Origin of the sequence: Pantoea sp. MT58 (assembly GCF_014495885.1) — a bacterium.
In the GTDB taxonomy this organism is placed as follows: domain Bacteria; phylum Pseudomonadota; class Gammaproteobacteria; order Enterobacterales; family Enterobacteriaceae; genus Pantoea; species Pantoea eucalypti.
Genome location: NZ_CP061083.1, coordinates 17050 through 36933, shown reverse-complemented (window position 1 = coordinate 36933; position 19884 = coordinate 17050). Strand labels below are relative to the sequence as shown.

At 56.9% G+C, this 19884-nt stretch carries 19 protein-coding genes; 13 read left to right on the top strand and 6 right to left on the bottom strand.

Annotated elements, in window-relative coordinates; genetic code table 11:
- Positions 1 to 51: 51 nt before the first annotated feature.
- A complete protein-coding gene (xylR, locus tag IAI47_RS00175; RefSeq protein WP_003849577.1) occupies positions 52 to 1230 on the top strand; it encodes a D-xylose utilization transcriptional activator XylR in 1179 nt (392 codons plus the stop codon).
- 58 nt (positions 1231 to 1288) lie between these two features.
- Here the strand turns inward: xylR and IAI47_RS00170 are convergent, their stop codons facing one another.
- The 5 genes from IAI47_RS00170 to IAI47_RS00150 all read right to left on the bottom strand — a co-directional run bounded on the left by IAI47_RS00170 (position 1289) and on the right by IAI47_RS00150 (position 5550).
- Positions 1289 to 2422: an ROK family protein gene (locus tag IAI47_RS00170; protein WP_187961161.1), complete on the bottom strand. Its 1134-nt coding sequence runs from the start codon at positions 2420 to 2422 to the stop codon at positions 1289 to 1291.
- A 298-nt stretch (positions 2423 to 2720) separates the two neighbouring features.
- The gene (dnaC, locus tag IAI47_RS00165; protein WP_003849584.1) at positions 2721 to 3461 is read right to left on the bottom strand and encodes a DNA replication protein DnaC; all 741 of its coding nucleotides are present in this window, start codon (positions 3459 to 3461) and stop codon (positions 2721 to 2723) included.
- Positions 3461 to 3997: a primosomal protein DnaT gene (gene dnaT / locus IAI47_RS00160; protein WP_008926380.1), complete on the bottom strand. Its 537-nt coding sequence runs from the start codon at positions 3995 to 3997 to the stop codon at positions 3461 to 3463. Before dnaT ends, dnaC begins: the two co-directional genes overlap by 1 nt.
- A 111-nt stretch (positions 3998 to 4108) precedes the next feature.
- The gene (locus IAI47_RS00155; RefSeq protein WP_033743345.1) at positions 4109 to 4789 is read right to left on the bottom strand and encodes a hypothetical protein; all 681 of its coding nucleotides are present in this window, start codon (positions 4787 to 4789) and stop codon (positions 4109 to 4111) included.
- 74 nt (positions 4790 to 4863) lie between these two features.
- On the bottom strand, positions 4864 to 5550 hold the full coding sequence (locus IAI47_RS00150; protein WP_003849591.1) for a hypothetical protein: 687 nt from the start codon (positions 5548 to 5550) through the stop codon (positions 4864 to 4866).
- Positions 5551 to 5705: 155 nt separating this feature from the next.
- On the opposite strand from IAI47_RS00150, the gene IAI47_RS00145 reads away from it, so the two are divergent.
- From IAI47_RS00145 to IAI47_RS00105, 9 genes are all read left to right on the top strand, one after another.
- Positions 5706 to 6272, top strand: a complete 567-nt coding sequence (locus IAI47_RS00145) for a DNA-3-methyladenine glycosylase I (protein WP_003849593.1) — start codon at positions 5706 to 5708, stop codon at positions 6270 to 6272.
- A gap of 110 nt (positions 6273 to 6382) precedes the next feature.
- Positions 6383 to 7042: an OmpA family lipoprotein gene (locus IAI47_RS00140; RefSeq protein WP_003849594.1), complete on the top strand. Its 660-nt coding sequence runs from the start codon at positions 6383 to 6385 to the stop codon at positions 7040 to 7042.
- A 139-nt stretch (positions 7043 to 7181) separates the two neighbouring features.
- A complete protein-coding gene (locus IAI47_RS00135; RefSeq protein WP_003849595.1) occupies positions 7182 to 8162 on the top strand; it encodes a LacI family DNA-binding transcriptional regulator in 981 nt (326 codons plus the stop codon).
- A 65-nt stretch (positions 8163 to 8227) separates the two neighbouring features.
- Positions 8228 to 9253, top strand: coding sequence for a LacI family DNA-binding transcriptional regulator (locus tag IAI47_RS00130; RefSeq protein WP_008926382.1), 1026 nt, complete (start codon positions 8228 to 8230; stop codon positions 9251 to 9253).
- A 139-nt stretch (positions 9254 to 9392) separates the two neighbouring features.
- Complete coding sequence (locus tag IAI47_RS00125; RefSeq protein WP_008926383.1) at positions 9393 to 10142, top strand: sugar phosphate isomerase/epimerase; 750 nt, start codon at positions 9393 to 9395, stop codon at positions 10140 to 10142.
- A gap of 9 nt (positions 10143 to 10151) precedes the next feature.
- A complete protein-coding gene (locus IAI47_RS00120; RefSeq protein ID WP_008926384.1) occupies positions 10152 to 11111 on the top strand; it encodes a sugar kinase in 960 nt (319 codons plus the stop codon).
- 32 nt (positions 11112 to 11143) lie between these two features.
- Positions 11144 to 12424, top strand: coding sequence for an MFS transporter (locus IAI47_RS00115; protein WP_003849602.1), 1281 nt, complete (start codon positions 11144 to 11146; stop codon positions 12422 to 12424).
- Positions 12425 to 12498: 74 nt separating this feature from the next.
- A complete protein-coding gene (gene ghrB / locus IAI47_RS00110; protein WP_008926385.1) occupies positions 12499 to 13473 on the top strand; it encodes a glyoxylate/hydroxypyruvate reductase GhrB in 975 nt (324 codons plus the stop codon).
- An 81-nt stretch (positions 13474 to 13554) separates the two neighbouring features.
- Positions 13555 to 14805, top strand: a complete 1251-nt coding sequence (locus IAI47_RS00105; RefSeq protein WP_003849606.1) for a valine--pyruvate transaminase — start codon at positions 13555 to 13557, stop codon at positions 14803 to 14805.
- Here the strand turns inward: IAI47_RS00105 and IAI47_RS00100 are convergent.
- Positions 14802 to 16262, bottom strand: coding sequence for a PLP-dependent aminotransferase family protein (locus tag IAI47_RS00100; protein ID WP_008926386.1), 1461 nt, complete (start codon positions 16260 to 16262; stop codon positions 14802 to 14804). The genes IAI47_RS00105 and IAI47_RS00100 overlap by 4 nt on opposite strands.
- 166 nt (positions 16263 to 16428) lie before the next feature.
- Here IAI47_RS00100 and IAI47_RS00095 point away from each other — a divergent pair, with 166 nt between their 5' ends.
- Genes IAI47_RS00095 through IAI47_RS00085 form a run of 3 tightly spaced genes read left to right on the top strand, consistent with a single transcriptional unit; the run spans position 16429 to position 19882 of the window.
- Positions 16429 to 17895: a hypothetical protein gene (locus IAI47_RS00095; RefSeq protein ID WP_008926387.1), complete on the top strand. Its 1467-nt coding sequence runs from the start codon at positions 16429 to 16431 to the stop codon at positions 17893 to 17895.
- Between the two features lie 17 nt (positions 17896 to 17912).
- A complete protein-coding gene (locus IAI47_RS00090) occupies positions 17913 to 19187 on the top strand; it encodes an acetyl-CoA carboxylase biotin carboxylase subunit family protein (protein WP_008926388.1) in 1275 nt (424 codons plus the stop codon).
- Entirely contained in the window at positions 19175 to 19882 is a 708-nt protein-coding gene (locus IAI47_RS00085) for a class II glutamine amidotransferase (RefSeq protein WP_008926389.1), read from the top strand. The genes IAI47_RS00090 and IAI47_RS00085 overlap by 13 nt, the downstream gene beginning before the upstream one ends.
- The last annotated feature ends 2 nt before the right edge of the window (positions 19883 to 19884 follow it).

The following is a 19884-nucleotide window of genomic DNA, read 5'->3' as shown; positions in this document are numbered from 1 at the left end:
CCTTTCAGCCGTGTTATGCAATGCGCTGAGGATTTAAGGGAACGCGCCATCATGCATGATAAACGTTATCGCATTACGCTGTTGTTTAACGCCAATAAAGTGTATGACCGTCAGGTGGTTGAGGGCGTCGGTGAGTATTTACAGGCGTCGCAGACAGACTGGGATATCTTCATCGAAGAAGATTTTCGCTGCCGCATCGACAACATCCGTGAGTGGCTGGGTGATGGGGTGATCGCCGATTACGACGATCGCTCTATCGAAGCTCTGCTGTCGAATGTCTCTGTCCCCATTGTCGGCGTGGGTGGCTCTTATCATCGCCAGGAAGATTATCCTCCGGTGCATTACATCGCCACTGACAACGCCGCGCTGGTGGAGAAAGCTTTTCTGCATCTGAAAGAGAAGGGCATCAACCGCTTTGCCTTTTATGGTTTACCGGCCTCCAGTGGCAAGCGCTGGGCGCAGGAGCGGGAACAGGCATTTCGTCAGTTGGTAGGGCGTGAGCGTTACCAGGGCGTGGTCTATCAGGGCATGGAGACCGCGCCGGAAAACTGGCAGCACGCGCAGAACCGGCTCGCCGACTGGCTGCAGACACTGCCGCCGCAAACCGGCATTATCGCCGTGACTGACTCCCGGGCGCGACATCTGCTGCAAGCCTGTGAACACCTGAAAATACCTGTACCGGAAAAGTTAACGGTGATCGGGATTGATAATGAGGAGCTGACCCGCTATCTGTCACGCGTCGCGCTCTCGTCCGTGGCGCAGGGTTCACGGCAGATGGGTTATCAGGCGGCCAAACTGCTGCACCGGTTGCTGGATAATCAGCCTCTGCCCCTTCAGCGCATTCTGGTGCCGCCGGTGAAAGTCATCGCAAGGCGCTCAACCGACTTCCGCTCACTGCGCGATCCGGCGGTGATTCAGGCAATGCACTACATCCGCTTTAACGCCTGTAAGGGCATTAAGGTGGAACAGGTGCTGGATGCGGTCGGGCTGTCGCGATCTAATCTGGAAAAACGCTTTCGTGATGAGACCGGCGACACCATTCATGCCATGATTCATCGCGAAAAACTGGAAAAAGCGCGCGAACTGCTGGCTTCTTCATCGCTCAATATCAATGAGATCTCGCAAATGTGCGGTTACCCTTCGCTGCAATACTTCTATTCAGTGTTCCGCAAAAGCTACGACACCACTCCAAAAGAGTATCGCCAGCATTTTGGTGAGAATGTGTTGTAGCAGGAAAGGGTGAGTCTGGCGGGGATGGATATCGGGTAAAAAAGCACGGACCGGGGCACTAAAACACCCGCTGCTCCCTCTCCTCCAGCACCGCCAGTGCCAGCCCGTTAGCCGGGTCAATCCGGTTCTCCGGGAACTGCAGCTGAGTATGCGCGGCGGTAAAAGCCAGCGCGTTACCGTGTGCGGTATCGCGTACCGCCTTACAGAAGCGCTCACTGGCGTTCCACGGACAATCAATGATGATTGTGGCGGGATTGAGCAGCAGCATAATCTGACTCAGTGCCGCACCCAGATAGCCACCTGCCAGCGCCATCACCTCATCCACCACGCGTGGCGCGCTGTCGCGGTTCTGCCAGCTCAGCCCGGGCTGACGCTGTGCCAGCTGTTGTTTAATCGCAGGCTGACTGACCAGCGCTTCAAGGCAACCCCGACGACCACAACTGCAACGCGGCCCTTCGGGCTGGACAACCAGATGGCCGGCCTCGCCCGCCGTCCAGCTGTGGCCGGTAAAGACTTCGCCATGCTGTACCAGTGCGCCGCCAATCCCCTCTGAAATACGCAGATAAAAATGGCTGCTCTCCACCGATAATCCACGCTGATCAACAGCCAGCAGCGCGGCGGCTTTAACATTGTTCATAATGCGAATCGGCAGACGAACGTGCTTGCGTAGCGCGCTCAGCAGGTCAACATTCTGCCATTCAAGCGGCAATGAAATGTGCATCCAGCCGCGTCGCGGATCAACGATGCCGGGAAAGCCCAGGCCAATGCCGAGCAAATCGGGATAGTGCTCAGTCAGTTCACGGCACAGCATGGCCAGCTCAGCCAGCAGGCGGGTCGGATTACTGGTATCAGTACGTAGTGTCGCTTCAGCCAGTACCTGGGAAAAATAGTCGCAGACCCGCCAGTGGACCACGTTGCGTTCCACCATAATGCCTGCGCTCTTAAGTTTTTCTGGCCTGAGGGTAATCCCGATTTTAGGCCGTCCGGCGGCCGCCACGCTGACCGGGCCCAGCTCTTCGATCAGGCCTTGTTCAAGCAGGTCATCAATGATTAATGAGACGGTATTTTTGCTGAGTGTCAGCACCTCCGCCAGATCCTGACGCGACGTCACGCGCAGCTTACGCAGCTGACTCATCACCCGTTTCTGGTTATTCAGTCTCAGTAGTGCAGGGCCTTTGCCATTCGTTTTCATCACGGGTTCACTCAACAGAGGAGTAACAATTGAGTGTATCAGCCCATGCGGATTCTTCATCCCACACTTTGCGTGCTGTTTCACACAACCCAATCGACGGTGGCGGAGATCGTGATGATGATCGGATTGCCGGATTAACACGGGTGTTCTGTGGTACCGGCGGAGCGGGCGAGACTGCGGGTGCAGCACCGTTGTCTGCGCCGGGTAGGGGAGAAAGACAAAGCAAGGGTGGTGAATGGCAAGGATGCGGAACATCAGGCCCGATTAACGCAGTGACCCGGCACAGCCGGGTCACTGATTAATATTCGTCGCCGCGCACCCGACTGCGATAGCTTTCCCAGTCGAAACGCACCCACAGGCTGTTACCGAGCCGCATACGATCCATGACGCGTTCACCCAGCAGTGCATTCATACCTGCATGGTCGAGGTTAGATAACATGCCGGTCGGTCGTTTCGACGAAGAACGGCGATCAACTATCTGGTTGATGATCACTTTTTCGTAGCGCGATTCGCTCTGCATACCAATTTCATCAATCACCAGCAGATCAACGCTGCTGAGATCCTGAATCAGCCGTTCTTCGGTAATGCCGCTACTGCCGCTGAAGGTGCCCTTCATACTCGACATTAGATCGGCCACCGTCACGATCAGCACGCTTTTACCGCGCAGAATCAGGTCATTGCCAATCGCGGCAGCCAGATGGTTCTTACCGGTGCCGGGACGTCCTGAAAAGACAAAGCTGGCGATGCTGCCATCAAATTCGGCAGCGTACTGACGTGCCAGCTCCAGCGCTTTGCGCTGTCCCTCGTTCTCTACCCGGTAATTATCAAATGAGCAGTTCATGTGCAGCTCACGAATACCGGATCGGCCCATCACGCGCTGCATTTTCATTGCGCGGTTTTCACGCACAATCGCCTCTGAACGCAGGCGACCCTGCTCCTGATTCCACGCCAGCAGCTCTTCACCATTGGCAAATTTCGGCCGGGTGCCCTCAGGCATCATTCTTTTCAGACGGTTAAAGAGATCGTTGGGCGTTTTCATCATTCACCTCGGAAACCATCGGGAATGGTACGGTCAGGATCAGGCAACTGCGTAATATCACGCTTCGGTTGCCCGCCGTTTGCGGCGCGGTTCATCTGAATGCTGCGCGCCAGCTTTTGTTGCCACTGCACATGATGGAACATCCGGCCTTCGGCCTGCCAGTAGGCCACAAAGGCCGCCAGCTCGCTGGGCGTCACCGGTTCACTTAGCGCCACGCCCCAGATGGCGGCCTGACGGGTAAAGTCGGCATCCGGCTGCCAGCCCTGATACATGGCGAACTTGCCTGCCGGCGTATGAATCGCGGCGGGCGCGTCGTCATACAGGCTGTCATCCAGCGCCACATCATTTGGCTGCCGGGCGGCGGTTTCCAGCGCCAGCAGCTCAGCCAGACGCGTCGGTGTGATGGCGTACATCACCGGCGCATAGTTATCTAACACCGCCAGCGTGCCCTTTTCCGCCTGCTGCAGGGCAGTCAGCGGATCCTGTCGGAAGGCATCCAGGCCAATAAGCGTTGAAGTTAAGATTTTAGCTGACATGAAAAGACCTGAGGTTAACGAACACCTTGCGTCGGGAACCCATCACCGACGCAGAAGTGTTTATTGTACCTGTTTTAAGGGTGCGGATCGCTTAAAAAGCAACGCTGCGGATCAGTGTGAGGTGACCGTGGAGGTCGCGTGGCGGGCCGGTGCAGATTCGGTGATTTGTACCCGGACACCCGCAGCAGCCGGACGGGTCTGCCACAAATAGCGCACTGAGGCGAGCCAGCAGAGGCTGTATCCCAGAAGCTCGGTACCCTCTTCGGCCATGTTTTTCACCACGCGGTTGTAATCTCCCAGCATCAGATGCTGCCACAGCGCATGCACACCAAACAGGCGGGAGAAGACCAGCACCACTAAGAAGCCAGAGGCCATCACCGGCCAGCTGCGATGCAGCAGCAGATTCGCCAGCGCATGCACGGTTTTTTTTGGCGTCCGCAGCGCGACAGCCAGCGAACCCGCCGTAACGGCCAGAGCAAACCAGACCCAGCTGCCGTGCTGAAAAGTATCAAAAACAAAGTCGAGTTCGCGGATGAGCATGCAGCTGTAAAAGCCCGCCACTAAGGTCAGCGCCCCGCGCTGAGCGGGACGACGGCGAGCCGCAATAAAGAACAGTGCGGCGATCATCGCCAGCATGCATTCCTGGGTGGTTTCAGTAAAAGAGGTTTCGTGGAGCGCGTCGTTCATCCAGGCCACATCAATGTAGACAGGGACGATAGTCAACGCGAGAACCAGAGCTGCCAGAAGGAAAACCGCTATTTCGCGGCCAATAATTGTCAAATCGTTGCGCATAATGTTACCGGTATAATGATTAGCGGACTCATTATATTTTAAACGCCCGATTCCCTTTCTCATTTTATGCCCCGCTAGAAGCTGGCACTGAATCCAAAGGTATAAAGTTGCTGCTCCTGATTATTCAGCGCCTCACTTTGTGAAAACGCAGCAAAAGCTGCCAGATTCGCGTTGAGTGGCATTTGTGCACCGATGCTCACATCAATGCCGTCAGATTGATCAGAGCCGTTGGTTGCCTCGCGCCGGGGATTCTGCGATGTATCGGCCATCAGATAGTGATAACTCAGCTGCGCCCAGGGCGATATCCATCCCTGTTTCGAATCAATGCGCCAGCCGACACTGGCGCTCTGCTCACGGCTCTGCTGATCGCTGTAATCGCATTGCAGACAGTTCATCTGCTGCGGATCGACCGCATACTGCGCCACCGGCCCGGTGGTGAGTGACGGGGCAATAGGCAGGTCAACGCCCGCCCGATAGCGTTTTCCCAGCGGCGTAGTGCCTACGCTGCCGGTTTCACTGTGCAGGGCAATGGGGGATGCGGTAGGCGAGTTAATGGCGGCTTCAAACAGGGCGCGGCTTTCATCGCTGAAGGCGAGTGGGTTCAGGGCGATCTTCTCCGCCAGGATCGTGTCGTAGTCGGGAGAGAAGACGGGATGTTGAGGCGCAGAGGTGCCACCGCGGGCAAAAGTCGGTTGCGTTAAGAGTAACAGGCATACAGCACAGCAGGTCCGCAGACCTTTCCAACCGCTTCTCGGCACCATCGCTTCTCCGGGCAAAACTGAAGTTATTATCCGGCGTCTTAATTAAATTTTCGGCCCGTCTCTGTTATTTAACCGGTGGTTGTTTAACTATCAACCGATAAATTCTAAGATCAAGCGGACCGCCAGAATTTTCACGTCATTAAAGGAAAAAAGTGATGCAACGATGTGGTTGGGTAACGCAGGATCCCCTCTATCTGGCCTATCACGACCGTGAATGGGGTGTGGTGCAAAGAGACAAGCGCGCGCTGTTTGAGATGCTTTGTCTGGAAGGGCAGCAGGCGGGATTATCCTGGATCACCGTGCTGAAAAAGCGGGAAAACTATCGGGCGGCCTTTCACCAGTTTGATCCGCAGGCCATAGCATTGATGGATTCCACAGATATTGACGCGCTGATGCTCAACAGCGGCATTATCCGCCACGCGGGTAAAATCGCGGCCATTATCGCTAACGCGCGTGCTTATCTTGAAATGGAGACGAAAGGCGAGGATTTCAGCCACTTCGTCTGGCAATTTGTCGATAACGTGCAAATCGTTCACGATTATCCTGATTACAGCCAGGCACCCACGACGTCAGAGCACGCCATTGCGCTCTCTAAGGCGTTAAAGCAGCGTGGTTTTAAATTCATCGGCCCCACAATTTGCTACTCCTTTATGCAGGCCTGTGGGCTGATAAATGATCATCAGAGCAACTGTTTTTGTCATCCTGACAATCAAAAGACGTGATTCCCGTTAAATCAGGATTTTTCCGCACTACATTCCCTGGCATCAGGCGGCATAATCGTGCCACTTATGGGAAAGGTTTTCCCCTGTGTGTCGAATGTAAGGGAACAAAAATGCAGAAAAAATTAATCGCCATCACTTTGTTATTAAGCGGCACCCTGGCCCTGCCAGGGTGTACGACCAATCCTTACACCGGCGAATCTCAGGCGGGTAAGTCAGGCGTGGGCGCGGGCCTGGGCGCACTCGTGGGTGCCGGTGTCGGCGTGCTCTCCTCGTCGAAAAAAGATCGTCGTAAAGGCGCACTGATTGGTGCCGCTGGCGGTGCTGCACTGGGCGGTGGCGTGGGCTACTACATGGATGTACAGGAAGCGAAACTGCGCGACAAAATGCGCGGCACGGGTGTCAGCGTGACCCGTAATGGCGATAACATCGTTCTGAATATGCCAAATAATGTCACCTTCGACTCTAATAGCAGCAATCTGAAACCGGCCGGTGCAAATACCCTGACCGGTGTTTCAATGGTGCTGAAAGAGTATCCGAAAACAGCGGTAAACGTCGTAGGTTACACCGACAGCACTGGCAGCCGTGCACTGAACATGCGCCTGTCTCAACAGCGTGCTGAAAGTGTTGCCAGCGCGTTGATCGTGCAGGGTGTTGCCAGCGATCGCCTGCGTACGCAGGGTGCAGGCCCGGATAATCCGGTTGCCACCAACAGCACCGAAGCAGGCAAAGCACAAAACCGTCGTGTTGAGATCACGCTCAGCCCACTGTAATAATCGCGCGCGCCCCCGACCTGGGGGCGTCTTTTTTCTGTAAAGCCTTCCGCTAAAAGAATCAGTAATGTTTCGGCGAATAGAGCCAGCAGACGCTTTATGGTAGCCTGATCAAAAATTGATCAGAGAATATTTCCTCATGTCTCTTAAAGCCATCGCTACGGTTTTAGGCCTTTCCGTGACGACGGTCAGTCGTGCCCTTAATGGTTATCAGGACGTTGCTCACGAAACGCGTAAGCGTATCGAAGAGGAAGCGCAGCGGCGCGGCTACCGACCCAATGCAGCGGCGCGGCGTCTGAAAACCGGTCGCGCTAACGCGGTGGGTCTTATCTACCCGATCAGTGCATCTTCTCTGAGTGGCAGCGACTTTAGCGACATGCTGCTGTCGCTGGATCATCACCTTGCCTGTCATGACATTAATCTGCTGTTACTGATGGATAAGCAGCAGAGTCAGTCGACACTGACACATCTGTTGCGCAGTGGGGCCGTGGATGCCCTTATCGTCGGTCACACTACCCCCGATGACAGCCGACTTCATGCGCTGCTTCAGGCTAATTTTCGCTTTCTGGCGCTGGGCCGCAGCGATCTGCCACCCACTTATGCCTGGTTTGATGTGGATCACTTCGCGGGTTCGCAGATGGCGGTGAGCTGGTCGCTGGCGCAGGGACGGCAGCGGATAGCCTGGCTCGGTAGCAACGAACACAGCACGCAGGTGCGTGAGCGTCGTCAGGGATATCTGACCGCGCTGGGCGATGTCGCACCTTATGCGATGGCGGCTGTGTCGCCGTCTCGCCGTGCCGGCTATCAGCAAACCAGGCAGTGGCTGGCAGAGGCGGCGGTACCGGAAGTGATTATCACCGACTGCGCTGTGCTGGCTGAAGGCGCAGCTCTGGCACTGCATCAGGCAGGACGGTCAGCAGGTGAGCGTGCCATTCTGCTGGCAGGCTGGGAGGGATTGCCGCGTGATGCGATTCTCGATCATCCCATTGTCGCTATTCGCCAGGCAACACCGCACCAGGCCGGAGAGCAGGTGGCTGAAATGGTCATCCAGCTGATCAATGGCGCACCACCGGAAACGTTACAGACCCTTTGGCAACCCTGGCTGCAATTACCGGTATAGCACTTTTTGCGGTGAGCTTTGCTTGTGCTAGTCTCTGCCTGGTTTCTCATTTCGCAGGATATCTCATGAAAATCAGGCCGCCTCGTGCCACCATCAGCGATGTTGCTCACGCGGCACGAACGGGCAAAACCAGCGTTTCACGCTATCTCAATGGCGAGCTGCATCTGCTTTCTGACGGTTTAAAAGCGCGGATTGAGCAGGCGATTGCCGATCTCAGCTATCGTCCAAGCCAGATGGCGCGCGGCCTGAAGCGCGGACGTACCCGCCTGATCGGGCTGATTATTGCCGATATCACCAATCCCTATTCCGTCGATGTGATGAGCGGTATTGAAGCCGCCTGCCGCGAGCAGGGTTTTACCCTGCTGATGTGTAACACCAATAATGAAGTGGATCTGGAGCAGCACTATCTGCAACTGCTTAGCAGCTATCAGGTAGAAGGCATCGTGGTTAACGCGGTCGGTATGCGTGAAGAGGTGCTGAATCATCTGCAACAATCCCTGCTGCCAATGGTGCTGATTGACCGAAAAATCCCCGATTTTCCCTGCGATGTAGTGGGACTGAATAACGCCGAAGCGGCTGAAACAGCCACGCGCCATCTGGTCGACAATGGCTATAACGCACTGCTGTTTCTGAGTGAGCCGCTGGGCAGCGTCAACACTCGCCGCGAGCGTCTGCAGGCTTTCCGCCAGCTGCTGGCAACGCATCCTCAGGCTGAGCATGAGAATACTGAAGTGGGGCTGCATCAGCCCGATGCGCTGGACCAGGCGTTGCTGGCCTTCCATCAGCGTCATACCGGCAAACGCTGCGCGGTGATGGTCGCCAACGGGGCGCTGACGCTGCAGGTGGCGCGATCGTTACAACGACTCAATCTGCACTGGGGTCGCGATATCGGCCTGCTCGGTTTTGATGAACTGGAGTGGGCGGCGCTGGCCGGTGTCGGTATCACCACGCTGAAACAACCCACCTGGCAGATTGGCTTCAGTGCACTGGAACGCCTGATTGCCCGTATTGAGGGCAGTGATGTGCCGGTTGGCGAGCAGGTCTTCTCTGGTGAACTGATTGTTCGCGGCTCAAGCCAGCCTCTGGGCTGAATTTCAGATTTAACCTTCCGTTTACGTGCTCGCTTCGTGAGCACGATCATAATTTCACAGTTTGCTCCTTTGCTTTGGAACCGGTTCCATTTAGGGTTTTTCTATTCGTTATGGGCAGAACCCTGCCATGGAGTAGAACATGAAACCTGACATCATCGTGGTGACCGCCGCTTATGGCCACGCGCAGATCGCCGCACTCGGCGGTCAGCGTGCGCTGCTGCCGATTATTCAGCAGGCGGGCGCTGACGGCGTTGAAATCCGCCGCGAACTGCTTGATGACACGGCGCTTACCGATCTGCCCGCGCTGGGCCGGGCGGTGGCGCAGCATCAGCTGCACGCCAGCTATTCGGTGCCCGATACGCTGTTTTGTGACGGCGGCGAAATCAATCCACGCCTGATCCACTACGTTGAAGAAGCACGCCAGTTAAACGCTCAGCGGCTGAAAGTGGCGCTGGGAGACTTTACCGGTGCACTCCCTCGCGAAACGTTGCAGGCGCTGCTGGCGGATCTGCCGTTTCAGCTGACCGTGGAAAATGACCAGACTGAGCATGGTCGACTGGCGCCGTCCGTCGCGTTTTTTACGGCGGTCAGGGAAGCCGATCTGCCGATCAGCATGACCTTTGATATGGGTAACTGGCGCTGGACCGGGGAAGATGCCGACCAGGCAGCGCAACAACTGGCCGCGCAGGTGGGTTATGTGCACGTCAAAGCGGCCGTGCCGCACCAGGATAGCTTCCGGGCGATTGCGCTGGATGAGGCGGATGACCACTGGCGCACGCTGCTGCAACAGCTGCCCGCACAGGCACCGCGCGGTATCGAATTTCCGCTGGAAGGCGACGATCTGACTGCGGTGACACGCCACTACGTGTCGCTGCTGCGTAACGTGTAAGGAACAGATATGACGCACATTAATCATCACAACGGTCAGCTTGATGTGGTCACCATCGGTGAAGCGATGGCGATGTTTATCGCCCGCGAGACTGGCGATCTGGCCGCAGCAGAGACCTTTGTTAAACGTTCTGCGGGCGCTGAACTCAATGTGGCGACCGGCCTGGCACGTCTTGGCCTGAAAGTGGGCTGGGTCAGCCGTATCGGCGATGACGCTTTCGGCCGGTTTATCTGCCAGCAGCTGGAAAAAGAGGGTATCGACCACGCCTGTGTGACGGTCGATAAACGCTATCCCACCGGTTTTCAGCTCAAGTCCAAAGTCGATGACGGTTCTGATCCGCTGGTGGAATATTTTCGTAAAGGCTCGGCGGCCAGCCATCTGTCGGTTGAGGATTTTGATGCAGACTATTTCGGCTCGGCGCGTCATCTGCACCTGAGCGGTGTGGCGGCGGCGCTGTCAGAGAGCTCGCTGGCGCTGCTGAAGCACACCGCCAAAGAAATGCGTGCACGCGGTAAAACTATTTCGTTTGACCCTAACCTGCGGCCGGTGTTGTGGCGCAGCGAAGAGGAGATGCGTAAGCAACTCAATCTGCTGGCGGAGTATGCCGACTGGGTGCTGCCGGGCGAAAAAGAGGGGCTGATTCTGACCGGTTATCGTCAGCCGGAAGCGATCGCCGATTTCTATCTCGACAAGGGTGTCAAAGCCGTGGTCATAAAAACCGGTTGTGACGGTGCCTGGTATAAAACGTCGCAGGGCGAAAAGGGTCAGGTTGAGGCGATAAAAGTCGATAACGTGGTGGATACCGTGGGTGCCGGTGACGGTTTTGCCGTTGGCGTTATCAGCGCCCTGCTGGAAGGTCAGTCGCTGCCGCAGGCGATTCGTCGCGGCAACAAAATTGGTTCGATGGCGATTCAGGTCATTGGTGACAGCGAAGGTCTGCCGACGCGTCAGCAACTGGGCGACGTGTAGTTCGCGCCCCTCTACAGTCACAGGAGTTCCCGATGAAAAAGCAGACAATCGCGCCAAAACGCTGGTGGTTCATCATGCCCATCGTGTTTATCACCTACAGCCTGGCGTATCTTGATCGTGCAAATTTTAGCTTCGCTTCTGCTGCCGGGATTAATGACGATCTCGGCATCACCAAAGGCATGTCCTCGCTGCTGGGTGCGCTGTTCTTCCTGGGTTACTTCTTCTTCCAGATCCCGGGTGCGATTTACGCCGAACGCCGCAGCGTCAAAAAACTGATCTTCGTTTGCCTGATTCTGTGGGGCGGCTGCGCCTCGCTGACCGGCGTGGTCAGCAACATTCCGATGCTGGCAGCCATTCGCTTTGTTCTGGGCGTGGTGGAAGCTGCGGTAATGCCTGCGATGCTGATTTATATCAGCAACTGGTTTACCAAATCGGAGCGTTCACGCGCCAACACCTTCCTGATCCTAGGGAATCCCGTCACGGTGCTGTGGATGTCGGTGGTGTCGGGCTATCTGATCGAATCCTTTGGCTGGCGTGAGATGTTTATCATCGAAGGGATTCCTGCGGTGATCTGGGCGATCGCCTGGTGGTTCCTGGTGCAGGATAAACCCGCACAGGCGCGCTGGATGAGCGATGCCGAGAAAGCGGCGTTGCAGGCTGAACTGCAGAAAGAGCAGGAAAACATCAAAGCGGTGCGCAACTACGGTGAAGCGTTCCGTAACCGCAACGTGATCATTCTCTGTCTGCAATATTTTGCCTGGAGCATCGGCGTGTATGGCTTTGTGCTGTGGCTGCCGTCGATTCTGCGTAACGGCACGCAGATGGGCATGGTCGAAGCGGGCTGGTTGTCAGCGGTGCCTTATCTGGCGGCAACCATTGCGATGGTGATTGTCTCCTGGGCGTCTGACAAAACCCAGAACCGCAAGCTGTTCGTCTGGCCACTGCTGCTGATCGGTGCGCTGGCTTTCCTCGGCTCGTACCTGGTGGGATCTAACCACTTCTGGATGTCCTACACCCTGTTGGTGATTGCCGGTGCCGCGATGTATGCGCCTTACGGACCGTTCTTTGCCATCATCCCTGAAATGCTGCCGCGTAATGTTGCCGGTGGTGCAATGGCGTTGATCAACAGCATGGGTGCGCTGGGATCGTTTATCGGTTCATGGATTGTCGGCTATCTTAATGGAGCAACCGGCAGCCCATCCGCCTCCTACATCTTTATGGGATCGGCCCTGCTGGTTTCGGTGTGGCTGACGCTGATTGTGAAGCCGGCGCAGAATAAAGCGCCACCGCTGCAGGGGGCGAAACCGGCCTGAAAGCGTAAACGTTAGCCTCTATTTCTCCGGGCGGCCTGCAAGCCGCCCGTAACTTATTGACCGGGAGCCACCGAATGAAACCCGCTGTAATTCTTTATAAAAAACTGCCTGACGATCTTTATGCCCGCCTGGCTGAACAGTGTGACGTGACGGAAATCAGCGATCTCTCACCAGAGAGCCAGCAGAAGTATGCTGCGGATTTCCAGCAGGCAGAAGGTCTGCTGGGATCGGGCGGTAAAGTGAATGGCGAGCTGCTGGCGAAAATGCCCAATCTTCGCGTCTGCTCCAGCGTCTCTGTGGGCTACGATAATTTTGATGTAGACGCCCTGAATCAGCGTAACGTGGTGCTGATGCACACGCCGACCGTGCTGACCGAAACCGTGGCAGACACCATGATGGCGCTGGTGCTGAGCACGGCGCGCCGGGTGCCGGAACTGGATGCCTGGGTTAAAGCGGGTAACTGGCAGAAGAGCATCGGACCGGCGCAGTTCGGCATCGACGTACACCATAAAACGCTGGGTATTCTCGGCATGGGACGTATCGGGATGGCGCTTGCGCAGCGGGCGCATTTTGGTTTTGGCATGAAAATCCTCTATAACGCCCGCCGTGAGCATGAGGAGGCACAGTCACGCTTTGGCGCACAGCGCTGTGAACGGGAAGCGCTGCTGAAGCAGAGTGATTTCGTCTGCATTAGCCTGCCGCTGACTGAAGAGACACACCATCTGATTGGGGCCGCCGAGCTGGACCTGATGAAACCGGATGCGGTGCTGATCAACGCCGGGCGCGGACCGGTGGTGGATGAGAAGGCGCTGATCGCTGCCTTGCAGGCAGGCAAACTGCATGCCGCCGGACTGGATGTGTTTGAGCAGGAGCCGGTCTCTGCCGACTCCCCGCTGCTGTCATTGCCCAATGTGGTGACGCTGCCGCACATCGGTTCTGCGACACACGAAACCCGTTACGGCATGATGCAGGATGCGGTAGAGAATCTTATCGCCGCACTTGGCGGAAGCGTCGAAAAGAACTGCGTTAACCCGCAGGCACTGAAGTAATCCCCACGCCTTCCCATTGCGCCCGCCGATGGCGGGCGTTATGGTGGACCCCCGATTCGTTATCACAAATATTTAACCGCTATGTCCTTTTCTCAGTTCGGCGACAAATTTACCCAACATTCCGGCATCTCACGTCTGATGGAAGATATGGGCGCGGGCCTCCGCACGCCCGGCACCATCATGCTGGGTGGCGGCAATCCGGCGCAAATTCCGGCCATGAACGACTACTTTCAGCAACTGCTGCAGCAGATGCACGAGGAAGGCAAACTCAGCGAAGCGCTGTGCAATTATGACGGTCCGCGTGGCAAAGCGACGCTGCTGGCGTCACTGGCTGAATTGCTGCGTGAACAGCTTGGCTGGCCGATCACCGCAGAGAATATCGCACTGACCAACGGCAGTCAGAGCGCTTTCTTCTATCTGTTTAACCTGTATGCCGGTCGCCGGGCCGATGGCAGCAAGAAGCGAGTGCTGTTCCCGCTGGCGCCTGAGTATCTTGGCTATGCGGATGCCGGTCTGGAAGAGGCGCTGTTTGTCTCGGCGAAGCCGAACATTGAGCTGCTGCCGGAAGGCCAGTTTAAATATCATGTCGATTTCGAGCATCTGCCGATGAACGATGAGGTCGGGCTGATCTGCGTCTCGCGCCCGACAAATCCTACCGGTAATGTGATCACTGATGATGAGCTGATGCAGCTCGATGCGCTGGCACAGCAGCATGACGTGCCGCTGCTGATCGACAATGCCTATGGTGTGCCGTTCCCCGGCATCATCTTCAGCGAGGTGCGCCCGCTGTGGAATCCCAACATCATTCTCTGCATGAGTCTGTCGAAGCTCGGCCTGCCGGGTGCGCGTTGCGGCATTATTATTGCTGACGAGAAGACGATTACTGCACTGAGCAACATGAACGGCATTATCAGTCTGGCTCCGGGCAGCATCGGTCCGGCCATCGCCAATGAGATGATCCGTCGCGGCGATCTGTTGCGGCTCTCCGAAGAGGTGATCAAGCCGTTCTATCATCAGAAGGTGCAGCAGACCATTGCAATCCTGCGGCGCTATCTGCCGGAAGAGCGCTGTCTGATCCACAAGCCGGAAGGCGCGATTTTCCTCTGGCTCTGGTTCCGCGATCTGCCAATCACCACTGAATTGCTTTATCAGCGGCTTAAAGCGCGCGGCGTGCTGATGGTGCCGGGCCACTTCTTCTTCCCGGGTCTCGAACAGGCGTGGCCGCACACTCATCAATGTATGCGGATGAACTACGTGCCGGATGCAGAGAATATCGAGCGGGCGGTGCAGATTCTGGCGGAAGAGATTGAGATCGCCTGGCGCGACAGCTAATCCTGCTCTTCCTGTGGATCGGTTAATGACAGCTGGCACCACTGTGCCAGCTGCTTAATGGCCTGTTCCACCTCCGCATTCCAGCCGAAACCGGCATTCAGCCGGAAACAGTGATCGTAGCGATCATCGGTGGCAAAAATGTGGCCCGGTGCAATGCCGATACCCGCATTACGCGCTTTCAGAAACAGTTCGCGCACGTTCAGCGCCTTTCCCGGCATCTCGACCCACAGCACATAGCCTCCTTCCGGATCGGACACCCGCGTTCCCGCCGGAAATTCCCGCAGCACCGATTGACGCATTTCGCGAATTTGCCGTGCCAGCTCGCGACGCAGCTTGCGCAGATGCGCATCATAGCCGCCGCTGCGCAGCAACTCCGCCACTGCCGCCTGTGACAGCACCGAGGTGCCCATCGTCGAGGTATATTTTAGCGAGGCGATTTTGCGCATGTAATTGACGCTGTGAACCCAGCCAATGCGAATGCCAGGTGCCACGGTTTTGGAAAAGCCGCTGCAGAGAATGGCGTTGGGGCTGAAGGCGCGCATCGGGAAGGGGCGACGCTCACCAAAGGCGGTATCGCCAAAAATATCATCCTCAATGATCACCACATCGTTTTCATCCGCCTGCCGCGCAATATAGGCTTTATGCTCGTTAGGAATGCTCTTGCCCAGCGGATTATTGACGTTGCACAGGGTGAGAAAAACCCGTACCGCCTTGCGCTGAAATAATCCGGTCAGCTTCGCCACATTCACATACCCTTCCGGCCCGGCTTCCACTTCAATCACCCGTAAATTGAGGTTATGCAGCATCTGCAGCAGCACGAAGTAGCAGGGCGACTCGACTGCCACCACATCGCCCGGCTGGGTGGTGGCGCGCAGGGACAGCGAAATCGCCTCTATGCAGCCGTTGGTGATCAGAATGTCGTCGGCGCTGATATTGCAGCCGTAATCGACCGCGCGTCGGGCAATCTCAGTTTTCAGCGGCGCATAGCCGGTACCTTTGACCGTATTGCCGAGCAGCGCCGGTTTGCTGTAGCCCATCTGGCGCATCAGCAGGCCGATGCGCTTGACCGGATAAAGGGCGCTGTCGCCGTTAGCCAGATCGAGACGCACCCGGCAGTCTGAGCCGAGCATCGCCAGATGCAGTTCTGTCTGCTCATCCAGCGGCGCGATGGCGCGCGGCTGTTCGCTGACGGCGGGCAGCTGACGCGAGGCAGGCCGCTGCGAGGCAACAAAAAAGCCCGATTTTGGACGGGCAACGGCGTAGCGCTCATCTTCCAGCGTGCGCAGTGTTTTCAGGGCGGTGGTGAGGCTGACATTGTACTGTGTTGCCAGCGTCCGCACCGACGGCAGACGGCTGTCGGGTGCCAGTGAACCGCCGTGAATGGCCTGCTTAATCTGTTCTGCGATCTGGCGGTAACGACTGTTCTGACTCTCCTGTTCCCCGATAATATCGGCCATCTGTTCCACCCCATATCGCGCTGATCTGTGCATATTCAACAGAGTACATTCAAAGTAGTTTAGGCTGCATCTCTTAATTATTCATGACGCTAAACGGCCCGACGCCCCGTCAGCCGCCGGCTTCAGGCCATAAAGTGATACTGTTCAACTGAGGGAAACGTGAAAAATGAACAATCTGCCCGCCATGATGAAGGAGATTGAAGCGTATCTGTCGCCCGCCATCATTGAATCGGCTCAGCGCTGCTCTGTTCGCCTGCTGGCGGCGTTGCCGGATCAGCAGATGCTGGAAAATAACCGCGTTCTGCTCGCCTATGGCGGCGGAAAAGACAGTAGCTACATGGTGGCTTACGTGCGTTACCTTCAGGGGCTGATCTGGCTGCAGCAGGGCAGCACGTTTCATCTGCGGGTCAGTACTAACCGTCATGCGGCGATGAATCAGAGCGTGATGGAGAACATCCACCGCGTTTATCAGGCGCTGGCGATGCATGACGATGAACGGACAGAATGCCTGGTGGTAGATGGCCTGCTGATCCGACCGTTTGCCCGCGACCTGACGATTCCTGAGAGCGTACGGCAGCAGAACCGCAATGACGTGCTGATGAATGGCCACCGTTTTCGCGCTGATGCGCGCTCGACCTTCTGCAACGCCTGTAATCTCAGCATGGTGAACTCCTTTGGTCTGGCGGCAGACTACAACGGCGGCGTGGATCTGATTATCACCGGCGACTCGCCGCAGGAGCAGGCCGCCTATGTCGCCTGGGCGAGACACCTTTCCCGGCTGTTTGATGCGCCGGTAGCGGACAAAAGCCGGGGCTTCAGCGGATTTCTCCAGACGCTGGACGGTGTGGCAGAGCGCTACTTCTCTGACGTTTACGGGGCCGAACAGCTGACAGCCGCGCACCGCATCACCCATCAGCTCGCACGTGACCCGCTGTTTTTCAACATTTATCAGGACACCGCCTATGAAGCGGGCGCGCACTGGGCGCTGCTCAGCGAATTTATGCGCTTCCGTTTTGATGAACTGATGTTCAGCTTTTCCGAGTCCGACTGCGGTAATCCAACGCTGATGGCGCATCTGCGCGGACTGCGGGCTGAAACGCTGCTGCAGCGCCACTATGCCGAAGGGATCCGCGAGTATGTGCGCTTCGCGCTGGGGCTGATGGTGAAGAAAGATTTTCCGTCCGCGCTCATTAATGAGATGGCGGCGCGCTATCAGGACGACGACGCCATCCGGCAGCAGCGGCAGCGCGCGGCAGATTTCGCCATGCAGGCGTTTAACCTCAGTGAAGATCAGCTGATCTGCATGATTTACTCACCCTTCCTGGCGCACGGAGAGCAGCTGGGACACTGGCTGTCGCAGCAGCAGATTGCGCTGGAGGAAGCCGCTATTCACGATCTGATTGAACAACGCAATAACGACGTCGAACTGGCTCAGCAGTTAACACAGCTCTCCGGCCTGACGCTGACGCAGATGCGCCACTGCTGGCAGAGCAGGCCGGTCAGTTCGCTGCTGGAGGGCAAAAGTACCGATCCGCTGTCGCGCGTCCTGCGTTTTGATCCTCACAAAGCGGTGATTCAGGTCAATAACGGTGTGCTCAATGACATCGTGACAGAAATCATTTCCGGGCGTTAACCCGGTAAGGCGAGGCGATGAAAAAGATTTTCCTGCAAATTGGCGCCACCCGCGACGGACAAAATCCTTATTGCGCGGTGGCGAAGCGCGACGGCTATTTTACCGTGCTGGCGGAAATGGGTGATTTTGTCGATTACCAGTCGCTCAGTCTGGCGTTGCCGTTTGATCTGATTATTCGCCTCGACCGTCCTGAGAATCCGTGGGAGCTCATGCAGGCTTATCTGCATGCCGGTTTACTGGCGCATCCGCTGGTGGTGCTGGCAGGCTTTGAAGCTTACAACGCCAGCGCCGGACGGCTGCGTGAGATGCTGGCCGGGCCAGACGCGCCTGCCGCCTTTATTCCCATGGATAAATATGCGCAGCGCATGGCGCTGAAAAAAGCCTGGCCGCGCTTCCCGCAGCCAGAGTTCCGCTTTTTCGCGTCACCGCTCAGCATTCTGGATGCGGAACAGGCGCTGATCTATCCGTGTGTCGTGAAACCAGTGGATGGCGGCGGCGGCCTGGGCATCTTTCTGATTGAACGCGCCGATCAACTGCGCAGTGTGGTGAAACAGCTGGTGCAGACCATGAACTATGGCGGTCGCGGCTTCAGCGGCTTTATTGTGGAAAGTGCGCTGACAGGCACTGAGTTTTCGTTGCAGGGTGTGGTGCATCAGGGGCATCCCCAGGCACTGACCTGCTGCCAGAAGGTGATTGAGCAGCACCGGGATAGCCAGGGATGCGTCAGTTTTTATGAGTCGGGGCATGTAGCAATGGCGGCAGCGGCCTTGCCGGCATCGTTCAGTAGCCTGATGACCTTCTGTTGTGAAACCTTTGGCTATCGTCAGGGCGCGTTTCATATCGATTTTATTGTGGTTAATGGCGTACCGCATTTCCTTGAGATGGGATTCCGGCTTTCCGGCATGGGGGTGGCAATACTGGTGCAGGAGGCAACGGGCATCAACTGGGCGGATGTCACCTTCCGGCTGGAGGCGGGCGATCCACTGCCTGCTTTTGCTTTCACCGGATCCGGTGCGGTTGGACAGCTGCGGTTACGGCAACCGGCGCAGCTGCAGGCTGCCGAAAGCTGGATCGAACAGCATCAGCAGGGTGCGCTGTTGCCACCCCTCAGATTGCCTGCACTGCAGGTTTCGCCACGCTCCTCGCTCTATGCCGATCTGACCCGTCATGCGGGTATCCTCGCCACCTTCAGTCTGACAGATACAGCACGTGAGCCAATCATGACCACGTTTAAGCAGGTGATTGCCGCGCAATCAGTCACCGCCGGGAGAGACAAAGTATGTGCAGGATGATTCTGGCATATGGCCAGTTTGACAGCGCACAGATTCTGGAGGCAGCACGCGCCATGAGCTGCGGCGAAGGCGCCGAACACGATGGCCCGATCAAATCGCATCCCAATGGCTGGGGCTGTCTGTGGCTGGAACAGGGCGAGATTCACACCCTGCATGGCACCGGCCCGTTCGCAGACGCCCTGCCGGGTATTGACGTGGATCGTCTGCGCAGTCGGTTTCTGGCGGTTCATGTGCGTCACGCCACATTGAGCAAAAATCAGGGGATCGAGTTTTCGCATCCGCTGTGGCGCAACAGCGCCGGACATCAGTGGTACATGATGCATAACGGCTTTCTGCCGACCATTTACCGTCAGCTCGGCCTGGCGGAATCACGCTTCGATTCTGAAGAGTATCTGCGCTATTTAGTGGATCAGACCACCCCTGCTGATTTCACCCGGGACTATCTGCGCGCAAAGATGGCGCAGGTTGAGCCAGGCGGCAGCGCAGGCAATGCCATTTTCGTCACCCGCGACAAAGCCTGGGCGTGGCAGTGGTATCCGCACGACACCCCCTGGCCGGACTATTTTACGATGCATTTTCGGCAACAGGACGGTTGCACGCTGATCGCCTCTGAACCCGTGACAATACCAGGCAGCGCCGGCAGCTGGCGGCGAATGAATAATCATGAACTCTATGAAATACCGTTTAGGGAGTGATA